Origin of the sequence: Burkholderia pseudomultivorans (assembly GCF_902499075.1) — a bacterium.
GTDB lineage: Bacteria > Pseudomonadota > Gammaproteobacteria > Burkholderiales > Burkholderiaceae > Burkholderia > Burkholderia pseudomultivorans.
In genome coordinates, this window is record NZ_CABVPP010000040.1 from 36,751 (window position 1) to 58,542 (window position 21,792).

The 21,792-nt window shown below is 71.8% G+C and carries 13 protein-coding genes; 4 read left to right on the forward strand and 9 right to left on the reverse strand.

What is annotated here, in order from left to right; all coding sequences use genetic code 11:
* Nucleotides 1-8 precede the first annotated feature (8 nt).
* The 3 genes from BST28156_RS23100 (at nt 9) to BST28156_RS23110 (ending at nt 1,386) form a co-directional block, all read left to right on the forward strand.
* Nucleotides 9-578: a type 1 glutamine amidotransferase domain-containing protein gene (locus tag BST28156_RS23100; RefSeq protein WP_006398946.1), complete on the forward strand. Its 570-nt coding sequence runs from the start codon at nt 9-11 to the stop codon at nt 576-578.
* Entirely contained in the window at nt 575-907 is a 333-nt protein-coding gene (locus BST28156_RS23105; RefSeq protein ID WP_006398947.1) for a DUF1488 family protein, read from the forward strand. The genes BST28156_RS23100 and BST28156_RS23105 overlap by 4 nt, the downstream gene beginning before the upstream one ends.
* Nucleotides 908-1,161: 254 nt before the next feature.
* The gene (locus tag BST28156_RS23110) at nt 1,162-1,386 is read left to right on the forward strand and encodes a hypothetical protein (protein ID WP_012217893.1); all 225 of its coding nucleotides are present in this window, start codon (nt 1,162-1,164) and stop codon (nt 1,384-1,386) included.
* A gap of 54 nt (nt 1,387-1,440) precedes the next feature.
* Here the strand turns inward: BST28156_RS23110 and BST28156_RS23115 are convergent, their stop codons facing one another.
* On the reverse strand, nt 1,441-2,682 hold the full coding sequence (locus tag BST28156_RS23115) for a phosphatidylserine decarboxylase family protein (RefSeq protein ID WP_012217894.1): 1,242 nt from the start codon (nt 2,680-2,682) through the stop codon (nt 1,441-1,443).
* 109 nt (nt 2,683-2,791) lie between these two features.
* Here BST28156_RS23115 and BST28156_RS23120 point away from each other — a divergent pair, with 109 nt between their 5' ends.
* On the forward strand, nt 2,792-3,037 hold the full coding sequence (locus BST28156_RS23120; protein WP_006398951.1) for a hypothetical protein: 246 nt from the start codon (nt 2,792-2,794) through the stop codon (nt 3,035-3,037).
* Nucleotides 3,038-3,135: 98 nt separating this feature from the next.
* Here the strand turns inward: BST28156_RS23120 and treY are convergent, their stop codons facing one another.
* The 8 genes from treY to BST28156_RS23160 form a co-directional block, all read right to left on the reverse strand.
* Nucleotides 3,136-5,898, reverse strand: coding sequence for a malto-oligosyltrehalose synthase (treY, locus tag BST28156_RS23125; protein WP_012217895.1), 2,763 nt, complete (start codon nt 5,896-5,898; stop codon nt 3,136-3,138).
* Complete coding sequence (gene malQ, locus BST28156_RS23130) at nt 5,895-8,105, reverse strand: 4-alpha-glucanotransferase (protein WP_012217896.1); 2,211 nt, start codon at nt 8,103-8,105, stop codon at nt 5,895-5,897. The genes treY and malQ overlap by 4 nt, the downstream gene beginning before the upstream one ends.
* Nucleotides 8,102-9,961 (reverse strand): malto-oligosyltrehalose trehalohydrolase, encoded by a 1,860-nt coding sequence (treZ, locus tag BST28156_RS23135; RefSeq protein ID WP_012217897.1) that lies wholly within the window; start codon nt 9,959-9,961, stop codon nt 8,102-8,104. Before treZ ends, malQ begins: the two co-directional genes overlap by 4 nt.
* Nucleotides 9,958-12,084 carry a glycogen debranching protein GlgX gene (gene glgX / locus BST28156_RS23140; protein WP_006398956.1) on the reverse strand — a complete coding sequence of 709 codons (2,127 nt, stop codon included), beginning with the start codon at nt 12,082-12,084 and terminating at the stop codon, nt 9,958-9,960. The genes treZ and glgX overlap by 4 nt, the downstream gene beginning before the upstream one ends.
* A 32-nt stretch (nt 12,085-12,116) precedes the next feature.
* Nucleotides 12,117-14,315, reverse strand: coding sequence for a 1,4-alpha-glucan branching protein GlgB (glgB, locus tag BST28156_RS23145; RefSeq protein WP_012217898.1), 2,199 nt, complete (start codon nt 14,313-14,315; stop codon nt 12,117-12,119).
* The gene (gene treS / locus BST28156_RS23150) at nt 14,312-17,722 is read right to left on the reverse strand and encodes a maltose alpha-D-glucosyltransferase (protein ID WP_012217899.1); all 3,411 of its coding nucleotides are present in this window, start codon (nt 17,720-17,722) and stop codon (nt 14,312-14,314) included. Before treS ends, glgB begins: the two co-directional genes overlap by 4 nt.
* Nucleotides 17,719-21,114 carry a maltotransferase domain-containing protein gene (locus tag BST28156_RS23155; protein WP_012217900.1) on the reverse strand — a complete coding sequence of 1,132 codons (3,396 nt, stop codon included), beginning with the start codon at nt 21,112-21,114 and terminating at the stop codon, nt 17,719-17,721. Before BST28156_RS23155 ends, treS begins: the two co-directional genes overlap by 4 nt.
* Nucleotides 21,115-21,292: 178 nt before the next feature.
* Nucleotides 21,293-21,781 (reverse strand): phage protein NinX family protein, encoded by a 489-nt coding sequence (locus tag BST28156_RS23160; RefSeq protein WP_012217901.1) that lies wholly within the window; start codon nt 21,779-21,781, stop codon nt 21,293-21,295.
* Between the last annotated feature and the right edge of the window lie 11 nt (nt 21,782-21,792).

Genomic DNA, 21,792 nt, shown 5'->3' on the forward strand with positions numbered 1-21,792 from the left:
GGTTTTTCATGAGCGGCAAACTCGCCAATTGCAAGGTCGCGATCCTCGCCGTGGACGGCTTCGAGGAGGCCGAGCTCGTCGAACCGCAGCGTGCGCTCAGTGCCGAGGGTGCGCAGGTCGACGTGATTTCGCAGCAACCGGGCGAGATCCAGGGTTTCCGGCACGTCGACAAGGGTGCACGCGTCAAGGTGGACCATACGTTCGACGATGCGAAGCAGGGCGACTACGACGCGATCGTTCTACCGGGCGGCGTCGTGAACGGCGACGCGATGCGGATGATTCCCGCCGCGCGCGAATTCGTGACGGCCGCGATCGGCGCCGACAAGCCGGTGGCCGTGATCTGTCACGGCGGCTGGCTGCTCGTGTCGGCCGGGCTCGTCGACGGCCGCACGATGACCAGCTGGCCGAGCCTGCAGGACGACATCCGCAACGCCGGCGGCAAGTGGGTCGACGAGCGCGTCGTGCGCGACGGCAATCTGATCACGAGCCGCAAGCCGGACGATCTCGACGCGTTCAACGGCGCGCTGATCGAATGTCTCGCGGCCGACCGCGCGCATGCGCCCCGGGAGCGCCCATGAGCACGCGCGCGACGATTCCGGCCGATCCGCCGCCCGTGTTCGACGGTGCGACGCTGCAGTTGCAGTTCGTCGTCGAGATCGACGGCGTGCAGGCGGAGTGCGCGATCACGGCCGAAGCGCTCGAGGATCACTTCGGCGCGCGCTCGGCGCTCGAGGCCGACTTGCGCGAAGCGTTCGAACGGGGCCGGCAGCGTATCGCCGAGGCCTGCGCGGACGTGGTCGCCGACGGCCACGGCGGCGCGGTGCTGCATAGCGGTTATTTCCGCGTGCAGCGGCGCGCGGCCGCAGCGCTCGCGCGTCAGGCGACGTCGCACGCACCACGGTCCTGACCCCGTGCATGGCGCGCGTTGCGCGCGTGCCGTGCATCGCGGTCGCCCGGCCGTTACACGTCATTGAAAACTTTTCACCGGCAGCGCGCGGGACGCGGATTCGACCCCGCCCCGCGCTCGACCGGGCCGATGCAGTGCGCGCGGCTCGCATTGGCATGCTTCATGCATGTCGTCACCGAATCCGGCAGGTGCACTGCCGGCCGCGATTGCGGCGTCGCCGCATCGGAAAATACGCCGTCATTGGGGAGACGAGCATGTTGACTGCTCACGAATTTGCCGCGCTGTTTCTGGTCCAGCGCGCACCAGAACAAATCCAGCTCGATCGCGACGACATCGTCGCGCTCGTCGAACGCCAACTGGTCGTCATGCAGAGCGACGCGTCCGGCGCCCGCCGGCCCGAGCTGACGCCCGACGGACTGTCGATCCTGCGCTCGGTGCAGCGCGGCAGCGGAGGCTATACGAACGACAACAGTTTGTGACGACCGGCTCGATCGCATGCGGCGCGCTGCCTCGGGAGCGCGCCGCATGCATGTTCAGCGCGCGAGCGCGACCGCGGCATTGACCTGCACGGGCGGCGCATCGTCGCTCGGCGCATGCAGGAAGCGGTCGATCACGCCGGGCTCGAACAGCAGGCAGTACGTCGAGCCGCCGAACTGGAAATAGCCGATCTCGTCGCCTTTTTCGACGCGCTGTCCCGGCACGACCTCGATCACGCACGACGACACGTCGCCCATCCCGACGAAGACCGCGGCCACCGTGCCCAGGCCCGGATCGTCGCTCGCGATCGCGACGATCGCGCGCGTGGCGACGGCCGTCATGTAGCCCTGCGAATCGTTGAGCCCGGACGGGTCTTCGCCTTCGACGTCGGCGATCGAGTAATAGGTGCCGTCGATGCGGTACGCGTGCGTGACGGTGCCGCGGATCGGCGCATGCCAGCGGTGGTAGTTGTACGCGGCCAGATAGGCCTGGTAGAGATCGCCGCCGACGAAGTGCTCGGCAAGCGGCAGCCGCGCGGGCGTGAAGATGTCGCGCAGCGAATAGGGTTGCCCCTTGATCCAGAACCGGTCGCGCAGCCGCAGGTTCGTGGCCGTGTGATACGGCGCGGCTTCGCACGCGCTGACGATCACGTGCGAATCGTCGGGCGAGGCGACCGGCCGTGCACCCGCGCGAAAGCGCCGCGTGAAGAAGTCGTTCCACGAGTCGAAGCCCCAGTGCGGCTGATCCTCGCGGTACTGGAACTGCGACATGCCGATCCGTTTGCGCGCTTCCTCGCAGAGCCAGCCGTCGGGCGCCGTCGTCACGAGGTGGTCGCGCGAGTGCGGACCGCCGAGAAAATCGCACCAGACGTTCAGCACGCGCTTCAGATGCGCGTTGACGGTCGCGTCGCGGAACACCGCGCGGCCCGACGGCATGCACATCGGCCAGTCGAGGAACGCGTTCAGCGGACACACGATCAGGCTCGATTCGCTGAAGGGCGGCGTGTACGTCATCAGATAGTCGATCACCGTCATCAGCTCGCCGATCGACCGGTAGCCGAGGTCGTGGCCCGTCGCGAGCGCCTCGTCGATCGCGCGCGACAGCCCCATGTGCAGCACCGCGTGATCGTCGAACAGGCGCGCGAGCTCCTGCACGGCCGGCGTGCGCAGCCGTTCGCCGGCCCGTGCGCGCGCGTCCGCGGCAATGCGCGTGCGGAACGCGGCCATGTGCTTTTCCTCGCCGGCCAACCATCCGCCGAGTCGGCGGCGGCCTGCTTGCGTGTCGTTGTCGTTCGGCATGTCACCTCCGGGAGCGAGTCTCGATCGCGCTGGTGTAGCAATCGGCCTGCCTGTGCACGGCACCGAAATTGCGGCATCGCTGCGATCGACACCCACGAACCGGGAGGCAATGATGAAGGCGATGTCGAATACGCAGCAGACGAACGAGCAGGCAGCCGGCGAGACGCGCCGCGACGGCGCGCGCACGGTCGCGCCGACGCGCCCGCGGCTGCGCGCGCATGCGTCGCGCGCCAAGCGGCGGCCGCAGGACGGTGCCGCGCACGGCACGCTGACGGCCGGCCATGACGCGCGCGGCGCCAGCGATGCGCATTGGGAGGAGGACGGCGCGCCGTTGCCGCCGGAAGAATGGTCGTGAGCGCCGATCGTCGACACCGCGCGTGACGCAGCCGCGCGGTCGCGCTGCCGCCAGCGTGCCGGCGCATCTGTAAAAAACGACCGCTGCCGCGCGCCTCGTCATGCGCGCGGCGGCGGCCCGACCCATACCGCGACCGGCAGCGCGCGCAGGCAGTGCGCGACGCGCAGCAAGCCGTCCGGCGTGTCGCCGGCTTCGCTCGCATCGAGCCAGTCGGCCCACGGCCCCGTCGCGCCGGGCGGCAGCACGACGGCCGTGTCGTCCCACTGCGCCGGTTCGACGCGCGGCAGCGCGGGCGCGTCGCCGAGCAGCCGGCACGCGAGCCGCGTCGTCACGACGACGATCGTCGCCGCGTCGTCGCAGCGCGCGAACGCGACCACGTGACGCGCGAGCGGACCGCGCACGCGCAGCGGCACGTAACTGCCGTTCGCGAACGTCGACGGACGCTGCGCACGCAGCGCGAGCAGCCGCTCGATGAGCGCACGCTTCACGCGCGCATCGGGCCAGGTCGGCAGATACGCGCTGACGGGGCCGTCGACGCGCTCGGCGGCGAGCGCCGCGAACGGCACGTCGCGCCGGTTGTCCGGATCGACGAGCGAATGGTCCCACCGTTCGGTGCCCTGATAAAGATCGGGCACGCCGGGCGACGTGATGCGCAGCGTCGTCTGCGTGAGGCTGTTGACGACGCCGGCCGGCGCGATGCGCATGACGAACGCATGCAGCCGATGCACGAAATCGCCGGCGCCGTGCGGCGTCAGGATCGCGCGCACGAACGCCTCGCTGTCCTGCTCGTAGTCGGGTTCGGGCGCGAGCCAGTCGGTCTGCTGCTTCGCTTCGCGCAGCGCCTTCGTCTGCCATTGCACGACGCGATCGGCGAGCGCCGCGAGGCCGGCCGCGTCGTCGGGGGCGAGTGACGGCGGCCAGCAGCCGACGAGCGTCTGATACAGCATCGCCTCGGCAGCGGGCCCCGGCGACCAGTCGAGGTCGCGATGCGCGCGGCCGCGATGCGGCTGGTTCAGCGCGGACCAGTCGAGCGAGACCGCGCGCCATGCGTCGGGGATCTCGCTCAGCACGGCGAGCCGCACGCGCGCGTCTTCGCCGCGCTTGTGGTCGTGCGTCGCGGTCGCGACGAGCGCGTGCGGCGAATGGCGTGCGCGCCGCCGGTTGCGCGCATGGAACGCGCCGCGCGACAGACTGAAATCCCCGGCATCGGCGCCGACTTCGTTGCGCGACAGCAGCCGTCCATAGCGGTAGTTCGCCGTATCCTCGACGCCCTTCGCGGCGAGCGGCGCCGTGAGCTGCGCGAACGCGACGCGCGCCGCATGCCGGCGCGCCGCATCGGCGCGCGGCGCGCGCGTGCCCGGCAGGCCGAGCCACTGCGCGACGCGTTCGAGCGCGATGCGGTCGGTCGGATCGACGGCCGCGCGGGCGCACGCATACGCCTGCGCGAGCACGCGGCGATCGTCGGGCGCGAGTTCGTCGTCGGCCGGATACATGCGGTACACGCTCAGGTGCACCGCGAGTTCGCCGAGCACGCGATGGATCGCGATGCGGCTGATGTCGCGTGTCGCGGGCGACGCGCGCGCGATGTCGTGCAGCTTGCGCGCGACGCGCGCATGTTCGCCGGCGAGCTGGCGCAGCAGCACGCGACGCTTGCCGTCGACCGCTTCCTGCGCGAACGTGCGCGTCGAGCGCGACACGGCCGCCCAGTGCGCGCCGAGCGGCTCCGCGCCGGCCGGATCGTGCAGCAGCGCGGCCACGTCGTTCATGAAGTCGTAGCCGGTCGTGCCGTCGATCGGCCAGTCGGCGCGCAGCGTTTCGCCGGGCGCGAGGATCTTCTCGACGTAGATCGTCGGCGGCGTGTCGCGCTGCGCGGCGAGCCGCGCATGCAGCCGCCGGCAGTACGCGCGCGGATCGGCGAGGCCGTCGACGTGATCGACGCGCACGCCGTCGACGAGTCCCGCCGCATGGAGCCGCAACGGCAGCGCATGGACCGCGTCGAACACCGCGTCGTCCTCGACGCGCACGCCGGCCAGCGTCGCGATGTCGAAGAAGCGCCGCCAGTTCAGCTCGTCGGCGGCCGTGCGCCACCACGCGAGCCGGTAGTGCTGCCGTTCGAGCACGTGGTGCAGGCACGCGCGCGAGCGCGCACGGCGCGCATCGGTGCCGTGCAGCACCGCGTCGAACGCATGCGGGCCGTGCGCGGCCGCGTGCGCGCGCAGCGCCGCATGCGCGGCGGCGACGCGTGCACTGCCGCGCGTCGCCGCGGTATCGAAGCGCTCGGCGAGCGCGTTCAGGTCCGCGCGGTTCGCGACGCGCAGGATCTCCGCATACGTCGCGACCGCGACCGGCAGTTGCCGTCCCGCGCAGGCGATCGTGAAGCGCCCGGCCGCCGCGTCGATGCCGAGCGCGATGTCGCCGGCGGCGAGCGCGTCGCCGTACGGTGAGCCGAGGCAGGGCAGCAGCACCTTGCCGTCGAGCGTCGGGTCGGGCGGATGCCAGTCGATGTCGAAATAGCGCGCGTACGGGCTCGCGGGGCCCCACTCGAGCACGTCGTTCCACCAGCCGTTCGACGAGCCGCCGACGCCCATGTGATTCGGCACGATGTCGACGATCACGCGCAGCCCGCGCGCGCGCAGCGCCTCGACGAGCCGCACGAAGCCGGCTTCGCCGCCGAGTTCCGCGCTGATCGCGCCGTAGTCGACCGTGTCGTAGCCGTGCCGCGAGCCGGGCTCCGCGGTCGTGATCGGCGACAGATACAGATGGCTGATGCCGAGCCGCGCGAAATAGTCCGCGTGCGCGGCCGCGTCGTCGAACGTGAAGCCGGCATGCAGCTGCAGCCGCAGGGTCGCGCGCGGCGTCATGCGCGTCGCTCCGGCGTGCCGCGCGCGTCGGCGATCGCCGCGATGCGCGCACGCGTGTCGGCGTCGAACAGCGCGTCGACGGTGCGCGGCAGGCGCCGCCGCCAGTTCGGATGGCCGCACGGCGGCCCCGGCAGGTTCGGCTGCGCGTCGAGCGCGAGCAGATCCTCGAGCGGCACGATCGCGAGCGGCGACGCACCGCGTGCGACGAACGCGAGCACGGCGCCGACGGGCGGTGCATCGGCCGGCGGTGGCGGTGCGTCGCTCGGCGCGCAGCCGGCCTGCTGCAGTGCGCGCCACAGCGCTGCGCGTGCCGCATCGCGCTCGGCGAGATCGTCCGGTGTCGCGGCGCGTGCGGCGGCCGCGTCCGGGTCGACATACGTGCGCTCGGCGGTGTCTGCGGCGTTCACATCGTTCGTATCGGCCGTATCGCTTGCCTCGCTCACGACGTGACGATCCTCCGGCTCGGCATTCGCGGGCCGGGCACGCGCCTGCTCGTGCTCGGCCGCGATGCGCCGCCAGCCGAGATCGATGCCGCGCCACCAGCCGGCAACGGTCGGCAGGTCGTGCGTCGAGGTCATCGCGAGCGCGTCGCGGTCCCAGCTCGACGGCGGCCGGAAGGCGCCGTCCGGCTCGCGTTCGAACCACAGCACACGCATGCCGGCGACGCCCTGCGCGCCGAGCCGGTCGCGAAATCCGTCCGGCACGGTGCCGAGATCCTCGCCGACCGCGATCGCGCGGTGCCGCGCGGCCTCCAGCGCGACGAGCCGCAGCAGGTCGTCGCACGGGTAGTGCAGATACGCGCCGTCGCGTGCGCTCGCGCCGTCCGGCACGACCCACATGCGCGCGAAACCGAGCACGTGATCGATCCGGATGCCGCCCGCGTGCGCGAACGCGGCGCGCAGCAGCTCGATGAACGGCGCGAAGCCGTTCGCGCGCAGCGCGGCCGGCGTCCAGGTCGTCACGCCCCACGCCTGGCCGGCCGCGTTGAACGCGTCGGGCGGTGCGCCGAGCGACAGCCCGCGCAGCAGCGTCGTACCGTGCGCCCACGCATCGCTGCCCGCGCGATCGGAGCCGACCGCGAGATCGGCGATCAACCCGATCGCCATGCCCGCGCGGCGCGCGGCCTGCTGCGCGTCCGTCAGCGCGTGTGCCGCGCACCATTGCAGGAACGCATGGAACGCGACCGTATCGGCGTGCGCCTGCGCGAATGCGTCGACTTCGACCGAGGTCGGCATCCGCCACGGCGCCGGCCATTGCCGCCAGTCCGCGCCGAGCCCGCGCGCGACGCAGAACGCCTGCAGCGCGTCGAAGCGCGCATGCGCGTCGAGCGCCGCGCCGCCCGCCGCGCGGAACCGTTCGAATCCATCGAGCGCGGTGCCGCCGCCGGCGCGCAGCGCGTCGAACCGCGCGCGCAGCCGGCGCAGCTTCTGCGGCAGCACGCGCGGCCAGTCGACGAGCCGCGCATCGGCCGCGCCGTCCGCTTCGTCGCCGGCGACGCGGCCGACGCCCGGCACCGCGTGGCAGTCGAGATACGCGACGTTGTGCCAGCGCCGCGACGACGGCGAATACGGGCTGTCGTGCGCAGGCAGCGCCGGATAGCCGGCATGCGTCGGACTGATCGCGACCGCATGCGCGCCGTGTCGCGCCGCCTGCGTCGCGAGCTGCGCGAGCGCGGTGTAGTCGCCCGCGCCGTCGTCGCCTGCGCGGCGCAGCCCGTATAGCTGCGCGGCGATGCCCCAGCGGTTGCCGGCGTCCGGCGTGCCGCGCAGGCGCTCGGCCGCGCGCACGCGGCGCGGTGCGATCGCGATGGCGATCCGCTGCTCGCCGACGTCGAGTGCGTGATAGCCGGGCCGCACGATCGGCGGCAGCAGCGGGTCGCCGCTCGTGCCGCCGACGCGGCCGTCGACGTGGCCGCCCGTCTCGAACGTCACGCGATAGCGCGCGCCCGGCCCGGCCACGGTGGCCGGCAGCGCGATCGGCATGCCGGCGTCGGCGGTGATCATGCGCGGCGGCGCCGCGTCGGCATCGACGAGCGCGGCGAGGCTGTCCACGCGTTCGACCGGCGTGCCGCACGGCCAGCCGAGCGCGTCGACGAGCGCGAACAGCGCGTCGTCGGCGACGCGGCGCGGCACGCCGACCGCGTCGGTCCAGTCGGTCTGCAGCCCCGCCGCCCGCGCGAGGGATGCGATCGGGATGTCGGTCGTCATGGCCGCGCGTGTCCGTTCGCGCGATGGTTCAGCGCATCGTGGTTGACCGCGCCGTCGCGCCATGCGATGCACGCGCGTGCCGGCAGGCGGGCGTCGACGAGCGCATCGCGCGCACGCGGCGGCGTCTCGAACACGATCTTGCCGACCGGCAGTTCGGGCAGCGCCGTCGCGCGTGGGCCGAGGTTCAGCGCGAGCGTCAGCGTGCTGCCGTCGCCGAGCCGCCAGCGTGCAACGAGCGCGCGCGCCGTCTCGTCGTCGGCCAGCACGTCGACGCCGAGCGCGCGCGCACCCGGCAGATGCGGCGTGACGAGCGCGGCGCGCACCGTCAGCGCGCTGCGGTAGAAACGGCGCCACGCATCGGCATCGGGCCAGGTGTCGGGTCGCTCGTGCAACGCCGAGCGCGCGAACGTCGCCGGGTCGTTCGGATCCGGAATCGCGTCGCGATGCGCGGGATCGGCGAACGCGGGAAACGCGGCGAATTCGCGGCGGCGGCCCTCGCGTACCGCGTCGGCGAGCGCGCCGCGATAGTCGGTGAAGAACTGGAACGGCTGCGTGCTGCCGTCTTCCTCGCCCATGAACAGCAGCGGGATCTGCGGCGAGAGCAGCAACAGCGCCGTGACCGCGCGCAGCGCGTCGTCGTTCGCGAGCGCGCGCAGCCGCTCGCCGAACGCGCGGTTGCCGATCTGGTCGTGGTTCTGCAGGAACGACACGAACGCGGTCGGCGGCAGCTGCGCGCTGGGCTCGCCGCGCGGCGCGCCGTCATGCAGCGGCGACGGTTCGCCCTGGTACGCGAACCCTTCGCCAAGCGTGCGCGCGAAATGGCGCAGCGGCGCGTCCGCATACGCGCGGTAGTAGCCGTCGCGCTCGCCGGTCAACAGCACGTGCGCGCTGTTGTGGAAGTCGTCGTTCCACTGCGCGTCGAAGCGGTCGGGCCCGAGCAGGCTCGCGGTATTGCGCTCGTTCTCGAGCACCAGATGCACGTGGCGCCCGCCTGCGGCCGCGCGCACGCGCCGCGCGAGCTCGCGCAGCCACGCGTCGTCGTCGATCGCGTGCGCCGCGTCGATGCGCAGCCCGTCGAACCGGTACTCGTCGATCCAGTACAGCGCGTTCTCGATGAAGAACGCGCTCGTCTGCGCGCGCGAGAAGTCGATCGCAGGCCCCCACGCGGTGTGCCGGTCGTCGCGGAAGAACGCGGGCGCATAGCGCGGCAGCAGGTTGCCGTCCGGGCCGAAGTGGTTGTACACGACGTCGAGGAACACCTGCAGCCCGAGCCCGTGCGCGGCATCGATCAGCGATTTCAGTTCCTCGGGGCGGCCGTACGATGCATCGGGCGCGAACGGCAGCACGCCGTCGTAGCCCCAGTTGCGCGTGCCCGGAAACGCGTTGATCGGCATCAGCTCGATCGCCGTCACGCCGACAGATGCGATGTCGGGCAGGCGCCGCTCGACGTTCACATAGCCGCCGCATGCGCCGACGTGCAGCTCGTACAGCACGGTCTCGTGCCACGGCCGGCCGCGCCAGGCGCCGTGCCGCCAGCGATACGCGGCCGGATCGACGACCTGGCTCGGGCCGTGCACGTCGGACGGCTGGAAGCGCGATGCGGGATCGGGGACGACGAGTTCGTCGTCGAGCCGATAGCGATAGAGCGCGCCCGCGCCGACCGGCGCGACGAGCTCGAACCAGCCGTCGCCGGCGGCCGTCATCTCGAGCGTTTGCGCGCCGTGCAGCTCGACCTGCGCGCGGCGGCTGGCAGGCGCCCACAGACGAAAGCGCGTGTGGCCGGCGTCGAGGCAGGTCGCGCCGAACGACAACTCGAACGCATGCGTGGACGACGAAGCGGCGGAATGGGACGTCATGGCGTTTCCTTCGAAGACAGGTCGGTCGGCACCGGCGCGACCGCGATCACGGCCGCGTGCGCGGCGACCTCGAGGCCGTCGGCGGGCCAGTCGCGCGGGCCGCCGTCGGGCGTCGCGGTGTCGACCAGCACGCGATACGCGAGCGCGGGCGGCGGCGGCTTGAACGTGATCGTCTCGGCCGACGCGTTGAGCATCACGAGCAGCGCCTCGGTGCGGCCCGTGCGGCCGGTGCCGACGCGCCGCATCGTCAGCGCGCGGCGCTCGCGGTCCTGCCACGCGGGCACGCTGACCTCGTCGCCGTGCTCGTCGAACCACGCGATCTCGCGCATGCCGGGCGCGCCGTCGCGGTCGCCGGACGGAAAGCGCGGCGTCGACATCACCGGATACATGCGCCGCAGCGCGGCGAGCCGCGACACGAAGCGCGTCATCTGCACGGCCTCCGGCTGCTGCGCGGCTTCCCAGTCGAGCCACGACAGCTCGTTGTCCTGGCAGTACGCGTTGTTGTTGCCGTGCTGCGTGCGGCCGAATTCGTCGCCGGCCACGAGCATCGGCGTGCCGAGCGCGGTAAACAGCGTCGCGAGCATCGAGCGCGCGACGCGGCCGCGCACGTCGCGGATCGCCGGATCGTCGGTCGGCCCTTCGACGCCCCAGTTCGCGCTGCAGTTGTCGTCGCGGCCGTCGCGGTTGCCTTCGCCGTTCGCTTCGTTATGCTTGCCCGCATACGACACGACGTCGGCGAGCGTGAAGCCGTCGTGCGCGGTGACGAAGTTGATCGACGCCCACGTGCGGCGCCGTTGATGGTTGAACAGGTCGGCCGAGCCCGCGAGCCGCGCGGCCAGCTCCGGGCGCTGGCCCGCGTCGCCGCGCCAGTAGCGCCGCACGGTATCGCGAAAGCGGTCGTTCCATTCGGCGAAGCCGGGCGGATGGCGGCCGAGCTGATAGCCGCCGGGGCCGACGTCCCACGGCTCGGTGATCAGCTTGCGCTGCGCGAGCACGGGATCCTGCCGCAGCGCATCGAAGAAGCCCGCGCCGGGATCGAAGCCGTGGTCCTCGCGGCCGAGCGTCACGCCGAGATCGAAACGAAAGCCGTCGATGTTGAACGCGGTCGCCCAGTAGCGCAGCGAGTCCATCACCATCTGCAGCACGCGCGGATGCGAGAGGTTCAGCGTATTGCCGCAGCCCGTCTCGTCGACGTGATAGCGTCGGTCGTCGGGCACGAGCCGGTAGTAGCTCGCGTTGTCGAGGCCGCGCCAGGACAGCGTCGGCCCGAGCTGGTTGCCTTCGCAGGTGTGGTTGTAGACGACGTCGAGCACGACCTCGATGCCGGCCGCATGCAGCTGGCGGATCGCGATGCGCATCTCGTCGAGCCGCCGCGTCGACAGATACGACGGCTCGGGCGCGAAGAACGCCGCCGTGTCGTAGCCCCAGTAGTTGCGCAGCCCGCGGTTCAGCAGCTCGCGCTGCTGCAGGAACGCATGCACGGGCAGCAGCTCGACCGTCGTCACGCCGAGCGCGAGCAGATGATCGACGAAGGCCGGATGCGCGAGCGCCGCGAACGTGCCGCGCTCCGGCGCGCGCAGCCCCGGCCGGCGCATCGACGCGCCGCGCACGTGCGTCTCGTAGATCACGGTGCTGCGCCACGGCACGCACGGGCGCCGGTCGTTGCTCCAGTCGAACGCCTCGTCGACGACGATGCACTTCGGCATCGCGGGCGCCGAGTCGCGCCGGTCCATCGACAGGTCGCCGCGATTCGAATGCACGCGATAGCCGAACAGCGCGTCGGACCAGCGGAAATGGCCGAGCAGCTTGCGCGCGTACGGATCGATCAGCAGCTTGGTCGGATTGAAGCGATGGCCGGCCTGCGGCTGATACGGACCGTCCGCGCGGAAGCCGTAGACGGTGCCCGGATGCGCGCCGGGCAGGTAGCCGTGCCACACCTCGTCCGTGCATTCGGGCAGGTCGAGGCGCGCGAGCTCCTTGCGGCCGGTCGAATCGAAGATGCACAGCTGGATCCGGTGTGCGTGCGCGGAAAACACCGCGAAGTTCGTCCCGAGGCCGTCCCAGGTCGCGCCGAGCGGATAGCTGCGGCCTGGTTCCAGGCGAGGGGGCAGGGCGGTCGGCATGGGGGAAGTCTCCGTGTCGAGGGCGCCGTCGGTCATGCCGGGCTCAGCCATAGCGTGGCGAGCGGTGGCAGCCGTAGCGTGGCCGACCACGCCTCGCCGTGCGCAGGCACATCCTCCGCCCACACGGCGCCGTCGTTGCCGGCATTGGTGCCGCCGTAGACGGCGGCGTCGGTATTCATCAGTTCGCGCCACGCGCCGGGCGCCGGCAGCCCGACGCGATAGCCGGTGCGCGGCACGGGCGTGAAGTTGCAGACGGCGACGACGGTGTGCCCCGCATCGTCGCGACGCGCGAACGCGAACACGCTGTTGTCGCGGTCGTCGCCGATCAGCCAGGCGAAGCCGGCCGCGTCGCAGTCGAGCGCATGCAGCGCGGGTTGCGCCGCATAGGTGCGGTTCAGGTCGCGCACGAGCCGCTGCACGCCGCGATGCGCGGGCGCGTCGAGCAGATCCCAGTGCGGCGTGCCGTCGTGCGCGAACTCGGCCCACTGCGCGAGTTCGCTGCCCATGAACAGCAGCTTCTTGCCGGGATGCGCCCACATGAAGCCGAAGTACGCGCGCAGCGTCGCGAGCCGCTGCCAGGCGTCGCCGGGCATTTTCGACGCGAGCGAGCCCTTGCCGTGCACGACCTCGTCGTGCGAGAGCGGCAGCACGAAGCGTTCGGAGAACGCATAGACGAGCCCGAACGTCATGCGGTCGTGGTGATAGCGGCGATGCACGGGGTCCTCGTGCAGATACGCGAGCGTGTCGTGCATCCAGCCCATGTTCCACTTGAAGTCGAAGCCGAGCCCGCCGTCGCGCGTGGGCGCCGTGACGCCCGGCCACGCGGTCGATTCCTCGGCGACCGAGACGACGCCCGGCGGCGCATCGTCGCCGTGCAGCGTGTCGTTCAGCGCGCGCAGGAATGCGACCGATTCGAGGTTCTCGCGGCCGCCGTAGATGTTCGGCACCCATTCGCCGGCCGCGCGCGAGTAGTCGCGATACAGCATCGATGCGACGGCGTCGACGCGGATGCCGTCGACGTGATAGCGGCGCGCCCATGCGAGCGCCGACGCGATCAGGAACGCGCCGACCTCGTTGCGGCCGACGTTGAACACGCAGGTGTGCCAGTCGGGATGCATGCCTTCGCGCGGGTCGGCATGCTCGTACAGCGCGCTGCCGTCGAACTGCGCGAGCCCGTGCGGATCGTCGGGGAAGTGCGCGGGCACCCAGTCGACGAGCACGCCGATGCCGGCCGCATGCGCGCGGTCGACGAAGCGCGCGAAGCCGTCGGGCGGCCCGAAGCGCGCGGACGGCGCGAACTGCGCGAGCGGCTGGTAGCCCCACGAGCCGCCGAACGGATACTCGGCGATCGGCATGAATTCGACATGCGTGAAGCCCATCCCGCGCACGTACGGAATCAGCCGTTCGGCGAGTTCGTCCCAGGTCGCGTTGCGGTCCATCTGCTCGGGATAGCGCTGCCACGATTCCGGATGCACCTCGTAGATCGACCACGGCCGCCGGTAGCGGTCGCCGTGCGCGCGCGCTTGCAGCCACGCATGGTCGTGCCACGCGAAGCCGTCGACCGCGCCGGTATCGGCGACGATCGACGCGGTACGCGGCGGTGCCTCGGTCGCGCGCGCGCACGGGTCGGCCTTGTGCGGCAGCACGCGTCCGTCGGCTGCGCGCAGCTCGTATTTGTAGCGCTCGCCCGCGCCGATCCCCGGCACGAACAGCTCCCACACGCCCCACGGCAGACGCAGCCGCATCGGATGACGGCGGCCGTCCCACGCATTGAAGTCGCCGACGACCGACACGCGTTGCGCGTTCGGCGCCCAGACCGCGAAGCGCACGCCGTCGACGCTGTCGATGCAGGTCGGCACCGCGCCGAGGCAGTCGAGCACCGCGAACGGGTTGCCGGCCGCGAAGCGCGCGAGCGCCGCATCGTCGAGCAGCAGCCCGAACGCGTAAGGGTCGTCGATCACGTGCCGCGCGCCCGGCCATTCGACCGCAAGCCGATAGCGGCCGTCGTGCGCGAGCGCGCCGGCGAAGCAGCCCGCGTCGTCGACGCGCGCGAGCGTGCCGAGTTCGGCGCCGTCCGGCGCCAGCACGCGCACGTGCTCCGCGCCGGGCAGCAGCGCGCGCACGATCGTGCGGCCGTCGTGCGCGTGCGGCCCGAGGCACGCGAACGGATCGGGATGGCGGGCGCCGAGCAGCGCGTCGATGTCGGCGCGGTCGAACAGCGCGTCGGTCATGACTCGTCTCCGTCTTCGGCGCCGCGATGTTCGAGCAGCCGCTCGACGAGCGCCGCGAGGCCGCCGACCGGCACGCAGAGCCAGTCGGGACGGTTCGCGGCCTCGTAGCAGAGCTCGTACGACGCCTTGTCGATGAGGAACAGCGCGAGCAGCCGGTCGGTGTAGCGCGGATCGACGAAGCGCACCGGCGCATGCTCGGCGGCTGCGCGATAGCAGTCGACGAACGCGTCGGCGGCCGCGCGGCCGAAGCGCTCGAACAGTGCACGCTTGCGGTCGGCCGCCTGCGGCGGCGCTTTCTCGATCGCGAACTGCCCGGTCGCGCTCACGTACGACAGCGAGCGCAGGAAGCCGGCCACATCGCGCAGCGGGTGCGACTTCGCGCGGCGCCGCTCGAGCGCGCGCGCGGGCTCGCCTTCGAAATCGATCAGCAGCGCGTCGCCCTGCACGTCGAGCACCTGCCCGAGATGGAAGTCGCCGTGAATGCGCGTGCAGTGCGCATCGAGCGTGCGCGGCACGAGTTCGCCGAGCGCGCGCACGGCCGCGTCGCGCGACGCGAGCAGCCGTTCGGCGGCCGCGCGCGTGTCGGCGTCGAGTGCATCGAGCCGCGTGCCGAGACAGTCGAGCGCCTGCTCGAACGACGCGATCGCGTCGGCGCACCAGCCGTCGACGTGCTCGGGCGTCGCGCGCTCGGGCGCGAACGCCGGATCGTCGGACGGCTGCGCGAGCGCGACGTGCAGCTCGCCGAGCCGCTTGCCGACGACACCGGCGAACGCCGCATAGCCGAGCAGCGCGTCCGTCTCGGCGTCCGGTTCGACGGTGTCGACGTCGTCGGCGGCCGGCAGCGCGAGCTCGTCGACGGCGCGCTTCAGGAAGTCGAACGAACGCGTCCACGCATCGCCCTGGTTGTCGACGAAGCGCTGCAGGATCGCGACCGTATGCGGGCGCCCGTCCGGATCGACGTGCACGACTTCGCCGGCGAGCGCGGCGGTGTTCTGGTAGCCGATGCGCGTCAGATGCCGGCTCATCTCCGCTTCGGGATGCACGCCGTGCGCGACCTTGCGCACGAGCTTCAGCACGATCGCTTCGCCGATCACGAGCGAGCTGTTGCTCTGCTCGGCCGCGAGCCAGCGCACTTCGGCCTCGTCGCCGGGGTCGAGCGACGCGAGCGCGGCCTCGGGCAGGAACGCGAGATGGCCGCCGTCGGACGTCGGCACCGTCGCGCCCGCGCGCAGCTTGCGCAGCATGCCGTGCGCGAAGGCGGGCAGCGCGAACGCGTCGGTCAGATAGCCGACCGTATGGCCGCGCCGCACGCGCGCGAGCGCGAGCTGCGCGAACAGCGGGCCGGAGGTCTCGCCGCCCCACGCGACCGCGAGCGGCACCACGTAGCGCTCGGCGTGGCTGTCGCCGCGCACCGTCACGCAGGCTTCGGCGTACTGGAACGATTCGCCCGGAATCGGCGTGACGACGTTCAGGCGCGCGTCGGCGATGGTGCGGTCCTTCGACGCGAACCAGCGCCGCCGCGTGAGCCACGACGCGAGCGCGTCGTGCGCGAGCGTGTGCAGCTGCGCGACGTCGGGCCGCGTGTCGCCGCGCCGCATCACGAGCGTCACGTATTCGGGCAGCGGTTCCGCATGCGGCTGCCGCCAGGCGGGCTCGCGGCCGTGCGCGGACAGCACGAACCAGAGGAAGCCGTACGGCGGAAAGGTGAGCAGATACGGGAGCTGGCCGACGGGCGGGAACGGCGAGTCCGAGGTCATCTCGATCGGCACGCGGCCCGCGAATTCGGACAGGTCGAGTTCGACCGCCTGCGACGCGCGCGACAGGTTCGCGACGCAGAGCACCGGGTCGTGCCCCTCGAGTTCGCGCAGATAGGCGAGCACCTTGCGGTTCTCCGGACGCAGGAAGCGGATCGAGCCGCGCCCGAACACCTGCGTCGCGCGCCGCGTCGCGAGGATGCGCCGCGTCCAGTTCAGCAGCGAGTGCGGGTCGCGCGTCTGCGCTTCGACGTTGATCGCGTCATAGCCGTACAGCGAGCCCATGACGGGCGGCAGCACGAGCAGTTCCGGGTCGGCGCGCGAGAAGCCGCCGTTGCGGTCCGACGACCACTGCATCGGCGTGCGCACGCCGTCGCGGTCGCCGAGGTGGATGTTGTCGCCCATGCCGATCTCGTCGCCGTAGTAGATGACGGGCGTGCCGGGCATGGACAGCAGCAGCGAGTTGATCAGCTCGATGCGGCGGCGGTCGCGCTCCATCAGCGGCGCGAGCCGGCGCCGGATCCCGAGGTTCAGCCGCGCGCGGCGGTCGCTCGCGTAGGTCTGCCAGAGCAGGTCGCGCTCGGAATCGGTGACCATCTCGAGCGTGAGCTCGTCGTGATTGCGCAGGAACACGGCCCACTGGTTGCTCGGCGCGAGCGCCGGCGTCTGCCGCATGATGTCGATGATCGGAAAGCGGTCCTCGCTCGCGATCGACATGTAGATGCGCGGCATCAGCGGAAAGTGGAACGCCATGTGGCATTCGTCCTCGTTGCCGAAGTATTCCTGCACGTCCTCCGGCCACTGGTTCGCTTCGGCGAGCAGCATGCGGTTCGGATACTCGGCGTCGATCGTCGCGCGGATCCGCTTCAGGATCGCGTGCGTCTCCGGCAGGTTCTCGTTGTTCGTGCCTTCGCGCTCGACGAGATACGGCACCGCGTCGAGGCGCAGCCCGTCGATGCCGAGGTCGAGCCAGAAGCGCATGACCTGCAGCACTTCGCGCACGACGGCCGGGTTGTCGAAGTTCAGGTCCGGCTGGTGCGAGTAGAAGCGATGCCAGTAGTACTGGCCCGCGACCGGATCGTGCGTCCAGTTCGACGTCTCGGTGTCGAGAAAGATGATGCGCGTGCCGGCGTACTTCGTGTCGGTGTCGGACCACACGTAGTAGTTGCGGTACATCGAGCCCGGCTTGGCGCGCCGCGCGCGCTGGAACCACGGATGCTGGTCCGACGTATGGTTGATCACGAGCTCGGTGATCACGCGAATGCCGCGCGCATGCGCTTCGCGGATGAAGCGGCGCACGTCGGCGAGCGTGCCGTAGTCGGGATGCACGTCGCGATAGTCGGAGATGTCGTAGCCGTCGTCGCGGCGCGGCGACGGATAGAACGGCAGCAGCCAGATCGCGTCGACGCCGAGTTCCGCGATGTAGTCGAGCTTCGCGATCAGGCCGGGGAAGTCGCCGATGCCGTCGTTGTTCGAGTCGAAGAACGACTTCACGTGCACCTGGTAGATGATCGCGTCCTTGTACCACAGCGGATCGTCGGCGCAGAGCGCGGGCGCGGGCCGGCGCACGCGGCGCTGGCGCGGCGAGCCGGCGTGCGGATGCGACGCGAACTGCGCGCGCCGCACGTCGTCGAGGGAATCTTCGCGTTTCATCTTCCATGTCCTCCCGACGAGCGACGGTCGTCGTCCGTGGCGGGCCGGTGTGCCCGCGCCGCGCCGGCGGCGGGCGCCAGTCGCCAGATCGTGTAAGGCCGCACGTGCGGATCGAGCGACACGTATTGCCGATGGCCGCGCCACGTCGTCGGGTGCGCGGCATCGTGTTCGTGCGCGTCGAGCGGCTCGCCTTCGACGAGCCCGAGGCCGCGCCACAGCGCGCCGTCGAGCGTGAAGTTCGCGGCCTGCGGGTGCCACGGATCGAGGCTGATTGCGACGACGACCACGCTGTCGAACGCGGGCGTCGCCTTCATGAACACGAGTACCGCGTCGTTGTCGGCGTCGACGAACGTGATGCCGAGATGCGTCTGCAGCGCGCGGTTGTCGCGCCGCGCGCGGTTCAGCCGCGCGATCTCGGCGCCGATGTGCGCGGCCTTGCTCCAGTCGCGCGCGCGCAGTTCGTACTTCTCCGCGTCCGCGTATTCCTCGCTGTTCGGCAGCGGCGCCGATTCGCCGAGCTCGAATCCCGAATACATGCCCCATGCGCCGGACAGCGTCGCCGCGAGCGCCGCGCGGATCACGAACTGCGTGCGCGGCGCGTTCTGCAGGTGGCGCGGATTGATGTCCGGCGTGTTCACGAAGAAATTCGGCCGGAAGTATTCGCGTGCAGGGCCTTGCGTCAGTTCGGTCAGATACTCGATGAACTCGCGCTTCGATTCGCGCCACGTGAAGTAGGTGTACGACTGCGAGAAGCCGAGCTTCGCGAGGCGGCCCATCATCCCGGGCCGCGTGAACGCCTCGGACAGGAACACGACGTCCGGATGGCGGCCGCGAATGTCGGCGATCATCCACGCCCAGAACGGCAGCGGCTTCGTATGCGGATTGTCGACGCGGAAGATCCGCACGCCCGCGTCGATCCAGAACTGCACGACGTCGCGCAGCGCGAGCCACAGGCCGGGCAGCGCGTCGGGCGCGTAGAAGTCGGGGTTCACGATGTCCTGATAGCGCTTCGGCGGATTCTCCGCATAGCGCAGCGAGCCGTCCGGACGCCATGCGAACCAGCCGGGGTGCGCCTTGAGCCACGGATGATCGGGCGAGCACTGGATCGCGAAGTCGAGCGCGATCTCGAGCCCGTGGTCGCGCGCCGCGTCGATCAGCCGGCGGAACGAATCGAGCGTGCCGAGCTGCGGATGCACGGCCGTGTGGCCGCCGTCGGGCGAGCCGATCGCGTACGGGCTGCCGACGTCGTCGGGTGCGGCCTGCAGGCTGTTGTTGCGCCCCTTGCGCGCCGTCGTGCCGATCGGGTGGATCGGCGGGAAATACAGCACGTCGAAGCCCATGTCGCGAATGCGCGGCAGGTGCGCGATCACGTCGTCGAAGGTGCCGTGCCGATCCGGATCGTTGCTCGCCGAACGCGGGAACATCTCGTACCAACTCGAGAAGCATGCGGCGCGGCGGTCGACGTCGACCGGATAGACGGTGTCGTCGTGCGTGACGAACGGCCGGTAGCGCAGCGCGGCGACCGCATCGGCGAGCGCCGGCGCGCCGAGCAGCGCGAGCCGGTCCTCCGGCGACGCGCGCCTGAATTCCTTCGTCAGCTGCTCGATGCGCGCGCGCGCCTGCGGATCGACCGGATCGGCGAGCTTCGCGGCGGTCGCGAGCAGCAGCTGCGCCTCGCGCAGTTCGAGCGACACGTCCTGGCCGGCCGCACGCTTTTTCGCGACGTCGTCGACAAGCGACGCCCAGTCGTCGCGCCACGCGATCACGCGGAATTCGTGACGGCCGAGCCGGTCGAGCGTCACCTGTGCACGCCAGCGATCGTTCGGTTCGGCGACGAACGGAACCTCGCGCCAGTCGCTTTCGCCGGCCGCGCGCCACGCAAGCACGGCCGCGAGATGCGCATGGCCGTCCGAGAAGATCGACGCGCGCACGACGAGCGTATCGCCGACTACGCGTTTCACCGCGAAACGTCCGCCGTCGACGGCCGGCTCGACGCGCTCGATCGCGATCCGGTCGGCGACGAGCGCGGCCGACAGCGCGTCCTGGTCGCGTTCGGGGTCGGCCGGCAGCGTCGCGGGCGGCGCGCGTCGCGCGTCGCGCAGCGCGCAGGCGCCGGGCGCGAGCGTGAACGCGTCGAGCGCGGCCGGCGCGTGCGACGGCGCATCGTTCGGCGTCGCCACGTGCGTGAAGCCGCCCGGCACGCCGGGCAGGATCGTCGCCGGATCGACGCGCGCTTCGGCGTCGAGATCGGGGTTCAGCGCGATCAGCAGCGCGTCGTCGTCGTATTCGAGCGACGCGCTCGTGCCGCGCAGCAATACGGTCGCCGGTGCGTCGGGCGCGCTCAGCTGCAGCAGTTCGCCGCGTGCGGCCGCGACCGGCGTCGCGCGGCGCCAGGCGTTCGCGTCGGCGAGCGTGCTCGACAGATCGAAGCGGGCGGCCTCGAATGCGGCGCGGTAGCGCGCGGCGCTCGCATCGCGTGCCATCAGCGGCAGCGCGACGCCGCGCTCGAAGCCCATCGGCACGAGCCAGCCCGTGCCGACCGCGGCGGCCGTCCACAACGCGCGGCGATAGGCCCGTGCGACGCGCTCGTCGGGCGCATCGCGCCAGTCGTCTGCGAGACGCGGGCCGTCGAACGCGTCGGGAAACGCGATCGGCGCGCCGATGCGGCGCAGGAACCGATGCTCGTCGACGAACCACGGCGCGCGCAGATCCCACCAGCGCGCTGACGAGAACACGGCGTCGAAGCCGGCCGATTCGAGCGGCGCGAGCGCGTCGCGCGCATGGCCCGGCACGCCGGCGATCAGCGCGAGCGACGGCCGCACGCGCTGCAGCGCGGCGCGCCACTGCGCCCACCATGCGGCCGGCAGGTGCTGCGGCGCGTCGACGAGAAAGCCCGCGGCGCCGGCCTGCGCATAGGCCGTCAGATGTGCGCGCCACCACGCCGACAGCGCATCGCGCGCCTCGTCGTCGGTCAGGTTCGCGTGCGCGATGTCCTGCGCGTGCGCGGCGCTGCGCGGGTCGATCAGCGCGTCGTCGTGCGCGCGCTCGACGTACCAGTGCGGATGTGCGGCGCGCAGCGGGTTGTCGCGCGCGACGCGCTCCGGCACGACTTCGAGCAGCACGCGCAGCCCGTGGCCGTGCGCGAGCTGCGCGAGCCGCGCGAAGATGTCGAGTGCGCTGTCGCGCGTGCCGAACACGTCGGCGGGCCGGTCGAAATCCGCGACGTGGCGCGGAAAGCCGGCGGGGCTCGACGCCCAGAACGCGCCGACGAGCACATGATCGAAGCCCATCGCCGCGACATGCGCGAAGGTCGCCGACCATGCGTCGAGCGGCCCGACGAGGCGGGCGTCGCAGAAGTAGAGATGCGGAGCGAAGGTCGGCACAGGTTCCATGTGAGCGTTCGGGCAGGCAGCGAGGGCGATCAGGGCGCAAGCCGAACGCAACGCGCGTGCCCGCTCCGCGCAGCCCCGCGCGACAACGCCGGCGCGGCGCCGCGCCGATGCGGCCCTGTCGTTTTTACATGGGGTGCGTACCGGGAACGTGCGGCGCGCGCGGCGGCGCGGCGCACGCTCACATGCGCGGCACGGAGCGGATGTCCGTGCTGTCGCCGAGCGCCGAGGCGTCGTCCGCTTCGGGCAGCGGCGCGCCGGGGTCGTAGCGCACGATCGCGCCGCGCTCGATGCGATGCGGTAAGTCGGGCGGCGCGTCGACCGTGTCGCCGAAACAGGCGCGCACGTAGGCGCGCAGCAATGCGACGCGCGCGTTCGGGCCGCGTGCGGCGCAGGTCGACGGGCCGTCGGCGAACGACGCGTCGCATTCGACCTCGCCGCCGCGCCGCACGATGCGCAGGTCCGTGACGCGATCGAGCACCGCGCCCGCGTCGGCCCACGAGCGCGACGGCGTGAAGTGCGCATCGAGCCGGCGCAGCGCGTCGCACGCGGCCGTCACGACCACGGTCGGCGTGACGGCCGTGAAGCGCAGCGTGTCTTCGTGGTCGGCGCAGAGGCCGCGCACGCACCAGTAGTCGAGCGCGGTTCCGTCGAGTTCGTCGATCTGCATGGAGCTCTCCG

Coding starts and splice junctions, on each gene's coding strand:
- BST28156_RS23100 (WP_006398946.1), top strand. CDS start 9: ATGAGCGGCAAACTCGCCAATTGCAAGGTCGCGATCCTCGCCGTGGAC.
- BST28156_RS23105 (WP_006398947.1), top strand. CDS start 575: ATGAGCACGCGCGCGACGATTCCGGCCGATCCGCCGCCCGTGTTCGAC.
- BST28156_RS23110 (WP_012217893.1), top strand. CDS start 1,162: ATGTTGACTGCTCACGAATTTGCCGCGCTGTTTCTGGTCCAGCGCGCA.
- BST28156_RS23115 (WP_012217894.1), bottom strand. CDS start 2,682: ATGCCGAACGACAACGACACGCAAGCAGGCCGCCGCCGACTCGGCGGA.
- BST28156_RS23120 (WP_006398951.1), top strand. CDS start 2,792: ATGATGAAGGCGATGTCGAATACGCAGCAGACGAACGAGCAGGCAGCC.
- treY (WP_012217895.1), bottom strand. CDS start 5,898: ATGACGCCGCGCGCGACCCTGCGGCTGCAGCTGCATGCCGGCTTCACG.
- malQ (WP_012217896.1), bottom strand. CDS start 8,105: ATGACGACCGACATCCCGATCGCATCCCTCGCGCGGGCGGCGGGGCTG.
- treZ (WP_012217897.1), bottom strand. CDS start 9,961: ATGACGTCCCATTCCGCCGCTTCGTCGTCCACGCATGCGTTCGAGTTG.
- glgX (WP_006398956.1), bottom strand. CDS start 12,084: ATGCCGACCGCCCTGCCCCCTCGCCTGGAACCAGGCCGCAGCTATCCG.
- glgB (WP_012217898.1), bottom strand. CDS start 14,315: ATGACCGACGCGCTGTTCGACCGCGCCGACATCGACGCGCTGCTCGGC.
- treS (WP_012217899.1), bottom strand. CDS start 17,722: ATGAAACGCGAAGATTCCCTCGACGACGTGCGGCGCGCGCAGTTCGCG.
- BST28156_RS23155 (WP_012217900.1), bottom strand. CDS start 21,114: ATGGAACCTGTGCCGACCTTCGCTCCGCATCTCTACTTCTGCGACGCC.
- BST28156_RS23160 (WP_012217901.1), bottom strand. CDS start 21,781: ATGCAGATCGACGAACTCGACGGAACCGCGCTCGACTACTGGTGCGTG.